12 protein-coding genes and 2 pseudogenes are annotated in these 12787 nt (G+C 60.0%); all 14 read left to right on the forward strand.

The genetic code is table 11. From position 1 onward, the window contains the following. Positions 1–65 precede the first annotated feature (65 nt). On the forward strand, positions 66–626 hold the full coding sequence (locus PV796_RS05605; protein WP_274911795.1) for a hypothetical protein: 561 nt from the start codon (positions 66–68) through the stop codon (positions 624–626). Between the two features lie 67 nt (positions 627–693). Further along, positions 694–1737: a phage major capsid protein gene (locus PV796_RS05610; RefSeq protein WP_274911796.1), complete on the forward strand. Its 1044-nt coding sequence runs from the start codon at positions 694–696 to the stop codon at positions 1735–1737. Positions 1738–1873: 136 nt separating this feature from the next. Continuing rightward, a complete protein-coding gene (locus PV796_RS05615) occupies positions 1874–2443 on the forward strand; it encodes a phage gp6-like head-tail connector protein (RefSeq protein WP_274911797.1) in 570 nt (189 codons plus the stop codon). 7 nt (positions 2444–2450) lie between these two features. Then, positions 2451–2783: a hypothetical protein gene (locus PV796_RS05620; RefSeq protein ID WP_274911798.1), complete on the forward strand. Its 333-nt coding sequence runs from the start codon at positions 2451–2453 to the stop codon at positions 2781–2783. Further along, complete coding sequence (locus tag PV796_RS05625; RefSeq protein ID WP_274911799.1) at positions 2783–3121, forward strand: hypothetical protein; 339 nt, start codon at positions 2783–2785, stop codon at positions 3119–3121. The genes PV796_RS05620 and PV796_RS05625 overlap by 1 nt, the downstream gene beginning before the upstream one ends. Continuing rightward, positions 3121–3516 (forward strand): hypothetical protein, encoded by a 396-nt coding sequence (locus PV796_RS05630; protein ID WP_274911800.1) that lies wholly within the window; start codon positions 3121–3123, stop codon positions 3514–3516. Before PV796_RS05625 ends, PV796_RS05630 begins: the two co-directional genes overlap by 1 nt. Then, entirely contained in the window at positions 3509–4204 is a 696-nt protein-coding gene (locus PV796_RS05635; protein ID WP_274911801.1) for a phage tail tube protein, read from the forward strand. Before PV796_RS05630 ends, PV796_RS05635 begins: the two co-directional genes overlap by 8 nt. 11 nt (positions 4205–4215) lie before the next feature. After that, the gene (locus tag PV796_RS05640) at positions 4216–4536 is read left to right on the forward strand and encodes a hypothetical protein (RefSeq protein WP_274911802.1); all 321 of its coding nucleotides are present in this window, start codon (positions 4216–4218) and stop codon (positions 4534–4536) included. Positions 4537–4560: 24 nt separating this feature from the next. Beyond that, positions 4561–4845: a hypothetical protein gene (locus tag PV796_RS05645; RefSeq protein WP_274911803.1), complete on the forward strand. Its 285-nt coding sequence runs from the start codon at positions 4561–4563 to the stop codon at positions 4843–4845. Between the two features lie 97 nt (positions 4846–4942). After that, positions 4943–5221 (forward strand): hypothetical protein, encoded by a 279-nt coding sequence (locus tag PV796_RS05650; protein ID WP_274911804.1) that lies wholly within the window; start codon positions 4943–4945, stop codon positions 5219–5221. Between the two features lie 104 nt (positions 5222–5325). Further along, the gene (locus tag PV796_RS05655; protein WP_274911805.1) at positions 5326–5625 is read left to right on the forward strand and encodes a hypothetical protein; all 300 of its coding nucleotides are present in this window, start codon (positions 5326–5328) and stop codon (positions 5623–5625) included. Between the two features lie 604 nt (positions 5626–6229). After that, positions 6230–6901, forward strand: a pseudogene (locus tag PV796_RS42265) (tape measure protein); the annotation flags it as partial. A gap of 3993 nt (positions 6902–10894) precedes the next feature. Next, positions 10895–11161, forward strand: a pseudogene (locus PV796_RS42270) (aggregation-promoting factor C-terminal-like domain-containing protein); the annotation flags it as partial. A gap of 301 nt (positions 11162–11462) precedes the next feature. Continuing rightward, on the forward strand, positions 11463–12737 hold the full coding sequence (locus PV796_RS05670) for a Gp37-like protein (RefSeq protein WP_274911806.1): 1275 nt from the start codon (positions 11463–11465) through the stop codon (positions 12735–12737). The last annotated feature ends 50 nt before the right edge of the window (positions 12738–12787 follow it).

Below are 12787 nucleotides of genomic sequence, written 5' to 3' on the forward strand. Positions count from 1 at the left end.
CTTTGATCCGTGGCCCTGCCGTAACGGCGAGGGTCTTTTTTCATGCCCGAAAAGGAGCAACAAACATGAGCGAGCATGAGACTCACGAAGAGACCGCAAAGGTTGATGAGGTTCCCGAGGAATCGACTAGTCCTGATTGGCAGGCAGAGGCCGAGAAGTGGAAGGCCCTGGCTCGAAAGAATGAGGCCCGCGCCAAGAGTAACTTTGAGGAGCTTGAGGAGCTGCGCAAGGCTCAGATGTCTGATCAGGAGAAGGCCCTTGAGGCTGCACGTCAGGAAGGCCGCAATGCGGCTGCTGGCGAGTTCGGTACGCGGCTAGTGGGTGCGGAGCTGAAGGCCGCTGCCAGCAAGGCCGGCACGGAGCTTCCTTCGTCTGACTTCCTGGATCTGAACAAGTTCCTTGGTGAGGATGGCTCGCCCAACAGCGAGGCTATCGACTCGTTCATCTCTTCCCTGCCGGCGAAGGCTAAGAAGACTCCTCCGCCGCTTAGGGACACGGGCCCTCGTGGTGGCCCGACAAAGGTCCGTCAGCTCACTGCCGATGACCTCAAGCACATGAGCCCGCGTGAGATCAATGAGGCTCGTGATGCTGGAAAGCTCGACGCGCTGATGCGCGGGCAGATCTAACCATTTCGTTTCTCTCTTCAGGGCCCTTCGGGGCCCTTTTTGTTTCCTCTTTTTAAGGACATGAGTTATGGCTATTACCCCGGATGCTGGCTTCAACGTCCAGCCTGGGCATGGTCTCACCTCGAACGTTGAGGCCACCTTCCGCCCCGAGATCTGGACTTCTCAGCTCCTCCGTGACCTGGAGCAGTCCACTGTTCTGGCTGCTCCGGAGATCGTGAACCGATCCTACGAGGGCGAGTTCCGGCGCGGTGGCGACACCATTCATATCCCGCATTTCCTTGACACCGTGAACGTCTATGACGCGGTGGGCGCCTACGACAACATCACGGATAAGGTTGACCGTGCGGCGCTTGAGTACATATCCATGACGGTTCAGAAGGGCTGCTCTTTCCATCTGGAGATTGATAAGCTCGACCAGCTTTTCACTCAGCCGGGCATCGACAAGATGACCGAATTGGTCCGTCAGCGTGGCCGCCAGGCCGCCATCAAGATGGACCAGCTCGTGGCCACCACGGTCAAGTTCGCGGCGACGGAGTCCAAGGCGCACAAGGGATCGGGCCTGGACTACAACGCCGTTAAGGACGGCGCCGCTCCGACCGACGAGGACATTCTTCACGGCATCATCGACAACGTTGCCATGGAGAAGGACAACGGCGATCATGCCCTTGTCTACGAAACCCTCATCAGCATGATGCAGAACCTGGACCTGAAGAACGCTCCGGCGGACCGGTTCCTGGTGGTCTCGCCGGCCGTTCGTGCGGCTCTGCTTCGTGACCAGCGCTTCATTGAGGCCAGCAAGCTCGGTCGCTCGGTCATTCCGACCGGCACCATCGGCACCATCCTGGGTGTTGACGTCCGCGTCTCGAACGCTCTTGGCAACCTGGTTCCGACTTCGAACCCGGGCCTGGTGAAGACCTACAGCACTGACGCCCAGGGCATTGACATGCTCCTCGGTTCGACCAACGCCCTTAGCGTTGTGACCCCGTTCGCAGAGATGCAGGCGTACAAGCCGGAAGCCTCGTTCACGGACCGCATCAAGTCCCGTGTGGCGTTCGACGCGAAGGTCATTCGCCCCGAGCAGCTTGTTATCTGCCCCGCGGACCCTCGCTAGCCCTTGCGCCGAACAGTGTCAAGGCGGGCGCCAATACTCGGGCGGCTGGCTTTGGCTGGGGCAAGGGAGAAGAAGTGAAGGCGAAGGCTTCGCCGGCCAAGAAGCGTGCTGTTACTAAGGATGCTTCGGAGGGCTGATGACTGCCCTCATTACGTTGGATGATGTGGCCGCTCGTCTCGGGCGGCCCATCTCCGAGGATGAAAAGGCAAAGATCCAGGCCCTGATCGAGGACGTCTCAGCTCTCATCACGGCGGAGACCGGCAAGGACTTTCAGAGCCACACAGACGAAGTCATCGGGATTACGTCTTGCCGTGGTCCCCGTCTTCGGCTCCCCTGGAAGCTCTTCCCCATCACGGACATCTTCGACGTCAAGTTCAGTACGGATCCTGCGCCGTTGAGGGACTGGTTCTACGAGGACGGGTTCCTCGTCCGCCGCCGCGGCTGGTGGCCCACGCAGGCCGAGACCACGTTCCCTGTGGTGTTCGTGCGGCTCACGTACGGCTACGCCGAGGTGCCCGAGGACATCCGGGCCGTGTGCGCCCAGGAGGTCATCCGGTGGCTGGCCCAGTCTCCCGGGGTCTCCATGGAACGTGTCGGGGAGCTTCAGGTGCAGTACTCGTCTGGTACGCAGACTCTCTCGTCGGCGTCCAGGCAGGCCCTGAAGAAGTACCGGCTCCGCGTCGTGTCTACCTCGCTTCGGAGGTAGGCCGGCCATGTTCGATCGCTATTTCGTGGATCCCGTGGCCGTGTACGGCACGGTCCTGGTCCGGGACGTGTACGAGGCGCATAGGGAGCGTGAGTCGTCTCCAAGGTGGTCTGGGCTGGCTTGTGTGTCGCCGTGGAAGAACAAGACGAGTGACCTCAAGGGCGACCGGGATACGGCCGTTCAGTACGCGACGGGCTACTTCCCTTCGGGCGTTGAGATCCAGACCACTGACCTTGTCGGGCACGAAGGCGACATGTGGGAGGTCTACGGTCTCGCCGAGGACTGGCGCTTTGGCGCCTTGAAGCACGTGCGGGTTGATCTGAAGAAGGTGGTCTGCTGATGGCCACCTTTGAGTTCGATCCTGAGTTTTCGAAGCGTGTGGCTCGCACCGACGAGGTTGGCCAGTTGTGCCATGAGAAGGCTCTGCAGGCCGCCAAGTATGCGTACGCGCATGCCCCGAAGCGGCACGACAAGGAGACGGGGAAGGCCCCGCATCCGGATTCGTACGCGGCGAACCTCAAGACCGAGTCTCGGCTGACGGCTGACGGTTGGAAGGCCGTGGCGTACTCGGACTCTGTGAACTGGGGCTTCCTGGAGTTCGGTTTCAAGGACCGCGCCGGCAGGTGGCATGCAGGTCTTCATCTGTTGTCGCGCGGTTTGAAGGCTTCGAGGTACTGATGCGTATAGATCCCGCCGAGATCCTGGTTCGCTACCTGCGGTCTCTGGAAGAGCTGAAGCATGTGTTCATCGGTGGCGACATGGTAGGTCGCAAGATTGGTCAACCGGCCATCATCGTTGACCACGCAGGCGGTGAACGTGTCGTCAGGCACCGCATGGACCGGTTTGACTTCACCCTGAACTTCTTCGGTAAGTCCAAGTCCGAGGCCGCCGGCCTTGCCTATGTGGCCCGCGAGTATCTGCTAGAGCGCTTCCCTGATCAGGTTGTTTCCAATTACTACGTGGCGGATGTTCGGGAAGTCGATTCCCCCGTCACGCTTCCCGACTATGGCTCTGATGAGTCTCGATTCGTCCATCAGATCCAGTTCTTTATTTTTGAGGTAGACAATGGCTGAGAATAACTCCAAGAACATTCGCTTTGCGCCGCATGGCCGCATCGCTGTCGGCACCTACGGTTCCGCGACGGCCCCGAAGGGCATCGGTGAGATCGACCCTGAGACCGGTCTGCCGAAGATCCCGGATGGCTTCCACGCGCTTGGCTATGCCACGACCGAGGGCGTTGACCTTACGCCGAAGATCGAGACCCAGTCTCTTGAGGCGTGGCAGTCCGCTACCCCGGTTATGTACTCGGTCAAGTCCGCTTCGCTTCAGCTCAAGAGCACGCTCATGGAGGTCAACCCGACTGTCACGTCTCTGTACTTCGGTGCGGAGTGGCAGCCGGTTGAAGGCAATGCCGACGAGTACGTTCTCGATCTGGCGTCGAGCCCGGACCTTTCCCAGATCGTCGTCATTGTTGACTGGGCCGACAAGGACGTGCATAACCGCCTGGTCATCCCGCACGCCATTGTTTCCGACCGTGACGCCATCAAGCTGAACCGTACTGACAATGAGTCGTTCGGTATCACCATTGATGCACTGGACGAGAACGGTTCGCTTGGTCAGTACTACACCGACGCGAACATGCTCCTGCCGACTGTTGCGGTTGAGACTCCTCAGGTTAAAGCTGGCGGCGCTACCGCCATCAACGGCCGTGAGTTCGATAAGAACGCTGAGCTTCACGCCCAGGCGACGAAGCAGAAGTAAGGAGTACGACCATGCCTCGTTTCATTGATGTCCAGGGGCCGACTCCCGACAAGATTCACTTTGATGATGACGTGAAGACCACGGATAAGGGTACTTTCTCGGCTCAGCTCGACGTGGAGTCGGATTGCCAGCCTGGTGAGTACACCATCACTGTGTATGAAGGTGATGACCCGGAGAAGGCTAAGGTTTCTGCCTCCACTTCTCTGATCGTCGTGTCTGATGCGACGCCCACTATCGACGCGATCGGCGATGTCACGGCCGGTGTCGATGCGAAGATTTCCGGCTCTAGCTTCGGGGCCGGTTCCTACACGGGTACTGCGGAAAAGCAGTAATCCCAATTCACTAAGGAGGCCAACATGGCTGTTTCCGTCACTATTGACGATGTCAAGGCAGACGGCAAGCTGTCCGGCACCATCAAGTCTGACGCTGCCGACACTCCGGGTACCTACACCCTGAAGGTTTTCGCCAAGGACAGTGAGAATGCTGATCCGATTGCGACCGGCGAGTTCAAGCTGAACGCTCCGAAGCCGCAGCCGCAGCTCGACCAGATCGCGGACGTTACCGCGGGCGTCGATGGAAAGGCTACCGGTTCGAACTTCGCTCAGGGTTCCTACACCGCTACGGCCGAGATCAAGAGCTAATAGACTCCAGATCATAACTTCATGGGTTCTGGGGACGCACCCGAAGCGTCCCCCTTTTCTTTTCTCAAACAAGCATAGATTTTTAGAGGTTTTCATCATGGCTGCTGCGAAGAAGGCCGTTCAGGCTGAGGCTAACGACGAGCCGACCACATTCGAGTTCAAGGGTGTCGAGTTCACGATCCCGGCTCCGATGGATCTGTCTGCTGAGGTTCTTGAGGTGATCGAGGATGGCGCGGGTGAGACGAAGATTATGAAGGCGATCATTGGCGAAGAGCAGTGGGCCGCCTATAAGGGTCTCCGGTGCACGATCCGTGAATTTGGTGAGTTTGCCGAGAAGATCGCTGACGCTGCGGGATTCGGTAATCCGGGAAACTGACATGGGTCGTCCACGTCCTCAATGACTACTCCGAGGAACTAGAAGCCGATCTTCTCCAGTTCTTCCGCATCGACTTGTGCGACTTGTGGCGTGGACGGCTTTCCTTGCGTCGCCTGTACGTTCTCGTATCCCGTCTTATCAATATGCGCGGCCAGTGCGCTTTGGCTCCTGCCATTGATGAGCGTCTTACTTGGCCGGATGAGACTCACATCCTGGCAAACATTGCGGACAGCCTTGAGGCGTCCAACTGGATGTTCATCAAGGCCAACAGTGAAGACAGCGATGCACCCATCCCGGAGCCCTTGTCTCGGCCCGGCATGGGTTCGGCAGAGGAGTCTCAGCCCGAATTGGCGTCTTCGGCGGAGGTGGCCAAGTTCTTTAACGATATCAACGCTATGTTGTAAGGAAAGACTTATGGCTGGTAATTCTGGCGACATCAACGTCGGCAAGGGTTATGTGGAAGTAGCCCCCATCCTCAATCAGAAGGCTATGGATGCTTTTGCTTCCAGGGTCACTAAGAGCTTGGGGGCTATCGGTAGGGAGGGCGGTAAGTCTTTCTCGGCTTCGTTCGCGGAGTCTCTTGGCAAGACGGACATGGCTGCCCTTGGGACGAGGATTGGTCGAAGTCTCTCGCGGGGCATCGTTGAGGGCACCGCGGCGGCTCGTGAGGCTCTGGGCTCCTTCAATGAGGCCATTGAGAGGCTGAGTCCCACGATGGGCCGCCTGGCGGTCGAGGTCGAGCGGACGAAGCAGGCCGAGATCGGTCTCGCTGCCGCCCAGGAGCGCTCTGCGGCTGCGACGAAGGAAGCGGCCACGGCCTCCAAGAACCTGTTCACGGCCCGCATGAATCTGGTGCGGTCGGAGAACGAACAGACCCTTGCGGAGTCACGTCTTCAGCGCACTCTCGTCGCCAACGAGTCCGCCCAGGAGCGTCGGGCCGCTGCTGAGGCTGCTCTTCAGCGACAGCAGCTCTTGAGCAACCGCGCCACGGATCAGTCTGTGTCATCCATGGGCCGGGCCTCCACCGCTACATCGCACCTCCACAACGAGACGACCCGGCTGGGCAACGCCATCGGCGGCGCCGGCCGCGGCATCACGCACTTCGTGTCAGGTCCTCTGGTGGCTATCGGGGCCGGCGTGCTCGACGTTGCCGTGAAGTTCGGTGACCTCCGCAATCGGACGATTGCGGCGATCGAGGCGTTCAAGGGTGCCAAGGCCGCGAACGAGATGGTGGACACCATCGACCAGCTGTCGAAGAAGCTCCCGGTGTCCGTCGATGACATGTACCGGCTTGCGCGGATCCTGTCGTCCATCAAGACCAATGTCGCTCCGGTCACTGACGAGATTCACGCGATGTCGAATGCCATCGCAGCTCACCATCTGACTCAGTCGCAGGCCAACCGCGCCATGATCCAGTTTGAGCACATGCTCATGGGTGTGGCCATCAACAGCAAGGAACTCAACACGCTGACGATGGACGGCATCCCGGCATGGGACCTGCTGTCCAGGGCCACGGGCAAGAACACGGACGAGCTGAAGAAGATGGCGGCAACCGGCGGACTCCTGTCCAAGGACGTCATGCCCAAGCTGATCAAGTTCCTTCAGACAGACAAGACATACACAGACTCCGCGGCAGCGGCCTCCGAGTCCCTTCAGGGCCAGTGGATCCTTCTGAAGAACACCTTCAAGACGGGCCTCGTCGGCCCGGAGGTCCAGGGGCAGGTCAAGGGCCTGGCCGGCTCCGTCGGCAACCTGAACTCCGCGTTGGAGAACGCGTTCCCGGTGCTCATCCAGTTCTCTGGGTTCGTCGTGGACAAGTCGGCTGCTGCTCTGCGTGCGGTGGCGAAGCTCGGCGAAGAGTTCGGTCGGCTGCCTCCGTCTGTTCAGACCAGCATCGGCAAGGTGATGACGGCCGTCGCACTCCTGGGCCCGGGGCTGGTGGTGATCGGCAAGGTCACGAAGGGCGTTGGCGAGCTGAAGGCCATGGCGACGGCTCTCGGCTCCACTCAGCTCGTCGGGAGGCTGCGAGCCACGGCAGCGGGGATGACCCTCCTCAGTGCTGCGGAGGACGAGGCCGCTGTCAGCGCCACGGCCCTGGACGTTGCCATGGCGCCGATCTCTGCTCCGGTGCTGGCCATCGCTGCCGGCGTCGCCGCCCTGGCCGCCGGGTTCGCCTTCGCCTACGACAAGTCGAAGCCGCTCCGCGACGCCTTCTCGGCCCTCGGGCACGCTCTGGGGTCTATCGGTACCGCGGTATCCGGCAACCCGGACGGCACGGGCAACGGCGGCATCAAGGGCGCCTTCTCGGCGTTCTCAGATGAGCTGTACACGGACCTGAAGCCGATCATCGACGAGGTGGCCGGCGCCATTCAGGGACTGGCGAACTTTATCGAGCGCCACGATCACGTAATTGGTGCTTCAGTCGCTTCGACGGTCCGGATTATCGTTGCTGCGCTTCGCGTTTCCTGGGACTGGACGAAGGCCCTGGGCAACGTTTTCATGGGCCTCTACTACATACTGACGTTCCAGTTCGGTAAGGCAGGTAAGTCTTTCTCTGCCGCGTGGAGCAATATCGCGGACTCTTTCAAGGTCAGCACTGATGCTATGGCTCGGTCTACTGGAGATTTGATCCAGGCCGCCAAGCTCGACGGTATCGAGAACAAGGCACAGGACAACCTGAAGAAGTACCTCCATGTAGTCCAGACCGGCGGAGACGCCGTGCTGAAAACGTGGAAGTCCAACATGCGCAAGATGCAGGACTCCGAGTCTAATGCCGCGTGGAACATGAACGTGGATATGGGCTCGAAGCTCGACGGCATCTTTCATGCGGTCCTCAAGAATGGCGGGAAGATCACCGCCGAGCAGTCGAAGCAGTGGAAGGACACTCTCGCCAAGGTCAACCAGCATGGCGATGCCGCCACTAAGGCAATGGCCACGCATCTCGACCAGTGGATGAAGAACATCTCTCAGGCCACGACCGAGACGCAGCGCAAGATCCAGTTGGCTGCCTTCGGCATGGGAGACGCCATCAAGGCCGTGGCCGCCAACATGAAGGGCGTCAGCTTCGACAAGCTGACCACCGACATCAACAAGTACGGGGATCAGCTCACGAAGGCCGGCCTCAATACTCAACAGGTCATCGGCACCCTGATCAGCCTGGAGTCGCACGGCCTCAACACCAAGGAAGCCGTCGGCAACCTCGCCACTCAGATGTCCCGACTCAAGGAGGTCGGGGAGAACCCGGGTCTTGAGCAGACCATTTCCCAGGTTCGAGGCATGACCTCCCAGTCGCAGGCGGCGAAGGTTGCCTCACACGAGCTGGGCGACACTATGGGTGGCTTCGTGGTGGAAGCCATGAAGAAGGGCTCTGGGGCGCTTCTGAGCCTTCGCGGTGATCTCGCCCTGATGGGCGACAAGACCCGCATCACGTCCAAGGAAGCCGGTGCGGCTTTCGACGAGATGGGCTTTAAGGGCAAGGTCTCCGCTTCGGGTATCGCTGGTGCTTTCGACAAGTACATGAAGCAGCTCCCGAACTCGGTGAGCAAGGGCACGGTTAAGTCTCTCTCGACTGCCGAGACCAATCTTGAGGACCTGTATAACGAGTTCGTTCAGAACGGCGGCAAGGTCAACAAGAACTGGCAAGGCACGTGGAGTAAGAACCTCTCGGTTCTGAGGAAGTCGAAGGACCCGCACATGCGGGCTATGGCTGACCTCTGGTCCGGCATGAAGTCTCAGTTCAAGCCGTCGGAAGCTAACAGCAAGCTGGACTCAGCACTGCGAAGTCTCCCGAAGACCATCGACAAGAACCATGATTCCATCGTCAACGCCATGGAAAAGCTTGGTTCCGCTGCGGGCGACGCGTTCTCGGACGCGATCTCTCGCGCGATCAAGAAGGCAACCAGTGGTCTAGGAAACATCTTCGACCCGCTCCATATTGGTGGCCTCTTCGGCTCTGGCTCTTCCGGCAAGAAGGCGAAGGTCAAGCACTATGCCTCTGGCGGTATCGTTCCGGGCTATTCCCCCGGCAGGGATACCGTTCCGGCTGTCTTGTCTCCTGGTGAGGCCGTTCTCAGGCCGGAGGCCGTGAGGCTACTCGGTGCTGGAAACATCCTGGCTCTCAACAAGGCCGCTCAGGGCGGCAGTACTGGCGACGCCTCCAAGCAAGGCATCCCGAACACTGCCGAGTCCCTGAAGCAGGCAGCGGAGAAGTCCAACCAGGTGTGGCTTCAGCAGATGAAGCCCGTGTTCGACAAGATCGACACCTATTTCACGGTGACGATGGTCGCCGCTGAGAAGGAGTACGTCACTCAGAACAAGTCGAACTGGGACCGGATCTCTCTGGATATCCAGACGTCTTGGGCAGCGAAGATCAAGCCGAGCCTTCAGGCTATCGGCCGCTACCTCGCGGTGGATCTGACCAACAGTGAGAAGCGGTTCCAGGCGTCGAACACGACCGTATGGGCGGGCGTCACGTCCACGGTGGCCGCCTCCTGGTCCAAGCTGAACGGCTCGTTCTCCTCGATCGAGCGTGGTGTTCGTGGGGTGCAGTCGCAGTTCCAGTCGTCGGCCTCGGCCATCAAGAGCGCCTGGGGCAACGCCATGAGCTTCGTGACCAGCTCCACCAGGAGCGCGGTGAACGGCCCGTACAACGGCGGTGCTGTGGCCATGCTGGGGCAGATGGCGAAGCTCGCCGGCACCGGCAATCCCCTCAAGCCCGTGCACTTCGCTACGGGTGGCGTGGTGCCCGGTTACGCCCCTGGTGTGGACACGGTTCCGGCCGTGCTCAGTCCAGGGGAAGGGATCCTTCGTCCGGAGGTGGTTCGTGCCCTGGGCGCCGAGACGATCCACGCGTGGAACGCTGCCGCCAGGAGCGGGGGCAACATGTTCGCCAATGGCGGTGTCGTCGGCGAGAAGGCTCCGTTGAGCCTCACCGTGGACGGCGGTGGCTGGGTCAATCAGCACAAGAACGACCCGTACAAGGGCTATTCGGATGCTCTGACTGCCGGCTGGAAGGCCGTGATCAATCCCGCTCTGGACAAGATCTCTGCTGCCTTCGGGACGGTGGGCCACATCCAGAAGGGCATGTTCGCCAAGACTCAGCCGATGGCGTCGAAGTGGGCCCAGTACATCGATGCCCACACGGCTCTTGCGGCTACCCAGTCCGCCAAGAACGCGATTGCTGTTGAGCGGTCGAGGTCTGAGTCTGGGTCGGCGAGTTGGTACAACCTCTGCGAGATGAATGCTGAGACGGCCTGGGGTCTCTCCGGCCTGTACCCCTCTGCGGCTGCCGCTTACCGGGCTTCCGGTGCTACCCGCGGGGACAAGAACATTCCTCCGGGTGCTGCCGTGTACTGGCCCAACATCGGTGGGGCCTTCGGGCACATCGCCCTCGCGGACACGACTCCGGGCTACGTGTGGTCGAACGATGTGCTCCGTAGGGGCTGCATTGACCGCGTGCCGATCTCCGCCATCGAACAGGGATGGGGTGCCGGCGTCGGCTACTGGGCACCGCGGATCGGCTCCCACACCATCAACGTCATGGGCGGTGGCTCCGGTGGGGGTCACTTCAACCCGTGGCCTGGCTCGCTGGTCACTCCCGACGGTGTCCTGCCGTACACGGGTGGCGGTGGCGTCCATGCGTCGCCGGCTAAGGCCAAGGGCATTGCTGTGGCCATGCTGAAGTCCCTCGGGTGGGATTCGCAGTTCTCTGCTCTTGAGCAGATGTGGACCAACGAATCCGGTTGGCGCTGGAATGCCACCAACCCCAGCTCCGGGGCCTACGGCATCCCTCAGTCGCTTCCTGGTTCAAAGATGGCTTCGGCCGGCTCCGACTGGCGTGACAACGCGGCCACTCAGATCCAGTGGGGCCTTAGCTACATCAAGGAGCGTTACGGGGATCCGGCTAAGGCTTGGCGGTTCTGGCAGGCGAACCACTGGTACGAGAAGGGCACCAAGTCCGCTCGTCCTGGTCTCGCCCTGGTGGGCGAGCGAGGCCCTGAGTTGGTGTCCTTCAAGGGCGGCGAGCGGGTCTACAACAACAGTGAGACAGAGCAGATGCTCGGTGGCCGCGGCGGCACCACCATCACGATCAATGCGGCTCCGGACGTTCCTACGGAGCAATCACTGATGAGGGCTATGGATCGTGCAGCGATGATGCACGGCATGCTCTGGGGCTAAGAAATCAAGGTTGGGGAGGCTGGTCTTCGGACTGGCCTCCCCTCCTTTATGGAAGGAAGTCGCCTTGAACGGTGAATACACAATCTATGTCCGCGACAAGGACATGAACATTGTCGGCATGGTGGATGACTACAAAGAGTTCACTGCGACTCTTCAGTTCTGCGATGTGGGTACGTGGCAACTCAAGATTTCGTGTGCATCGCAGCACGCGAAGTTGTTCCAGCCCAATACGGGCATTGTGGTGCACCGTAAGGGCGTCGATCGAGTCTTGTTTTCCGGCACTGTTACGGGCATCCAGAAGTATTGGACGGTGGATGAGGATTCCGGACCGGGTGCTCTGATCGTTACCGGCTATGACGACAACTACATAGCCAAGTACCACGTCTGTTATCCGGATCCGTTGCAGCCTATCTCTCATCAGGACTGGGACACTGACGCCAACACCGACTTTCCCTCTTCACGTGCTCTTGAGGGTCTGATCAGCGCTAACGCCGGCTACGACTCGAAGTCTTCCCCTTTCCGTGTTCCTGCCGGCTATGACACTCCTGGTGATGGGAGACAAGATTGGCCGTACGACACTTTCGGCGATCCAGTTCCTTACAGTGTCCGCTATGACAACCTGCTAGATGCTGTGAAGCCTATTGCCACTAAGAGTGGGATTGGTTGGCGTAACGCCTACGATCATCAGGATCGGAAGATCAGGCTTGAATGTTGGGAGGTTAAGGACCTTTCCAAGCTGGTGAGGTTCAGCCCGGAGATCGGCAATCTTAAAGAGTTCGTGTACTCGATGAACGCCCCGAAGTGTACGAGGGCTGTCATTGGCGCCCGCGGCGAGGCGCATCTTCGCTATGTCGAGTCGTACACGAATGCGGAGGCCGAGGAGGCCGAGAAGTTTTGGGGCATTGTCGCCGAGCAGTTCTTTGACGCTACCGATGTGCCGATCATGCGGGATGCCAAGGCCCCCTGGAGCGACCCCATCATTGATCCGAACTACACGGGTCAAGGTGACATGAATCTGGATAAGGCACTGTCCATGATTCACCAGAAGGGCGATACTCACCTGAGGGAGAACGGGCCTAGCAGCAATCTTCAGCTCTACCCGCTCGATACGCCGCAGTGCATGTTCGGTCGTGACTGGTGGATCGGCGACATCGTCTCTTGCATCATCGATGGTGACGTGCATTCCGATCCGGTCACCAAGGTGACGATCTCCGATTCCGCTAGCGGCACTTCCCTCACTGTTTCCCTTGGTGCTCAGGGTACGACCGCGTCCGCGAATGTGTACACAGAGATTCAGTCCTTGTGGAGGCAATTGAACGAACTCAAGTCGAGACGATGACCTATGCCTATTCCTGCAACATACGACTACTTCCCCGACCACGGCGGGGG

Origin of the sequence: Streptomyces sp. WZ-12 (assembly GCF_028898845.1) — a bacterium.
In the GTDB taxonomy this organism is placed as follows: Bacteria; Actinomycetota; Actinomycetes; order Streptomycetales; family Streptomycetaceae; genus Streptomyces.

Bases quoted from the DNA above. Each gene is read 5' to 3' on its own strand.
- PV796_RS05635 (WP_274911801.1), top strand. From the start codon at position 3,509: ATGGCTGAGAATAACTCCAAGAACATTCGCTTTGCGCCGCATGGCCGC.
- PV796_RS05620 (WP_274911798.1), top strand. From the start codon at position 2,451: ATGTTCGATCGCTATTTCGTGGATCCCGTGGCCGTGTACGGCACGGTC.
- PV796_RS05645 (WP_274911803.1), top strand. From the start codon at position 4,561: ATGGCTGTTTCCGTCACTATTGACGATGTCAAGGCAGACGGCAAGCTG.
- PV796_RS05615 (WP_274911797.1), top strand. From the start codon at position 1,874: ATGACTGCCCTCATTACGTTGGATGATGTGGCCGCTCGTCTCGGGCGG.
- PV796_RS05625 (WP_274911799.1), top strand. From the start codon at position 2,783: ATGGCCACCTTTGAGTTCGATCCTGAGTTTTCGAAGCGTGTGGCTCGC.
- PV796_RS05630 (WP_274911800.1), top strand. From the start codon at position 3,121: ATGCGTATAGATCCCGCCGAGATCCTGGTTCGCTACCTGCGGTCTCTG.
- PV796_RS05610 (WP_274911796.1), top strand. From the start codon at position 694: ATGGCTATTACCCCGGATGCTGGCTTCAACGTCCAGCCTGGGCATGGT.
- PV796_RS05605 (WP_274911795.1), top strand. From the start codon at position 66: ATGAGCGAGCATGAGACTCACGAAGAGACCGCAAAGGTTGATGAGGTT.
- PV796_RS05640 (WP_274911802.1), top strand. From the start codon at position 4,216: ATGCCTCGTTTCATTGATGTCCAGGGGCCGACTCCCGACAAGATTCAC.
- PV796_RS05650 (WP_274911804.1), top strand. From the start codon at position 4,943: ATGGCTGCTGCGAAGAAGGCCGTTCAGGCTGAGGCTAACGACGAGCCG.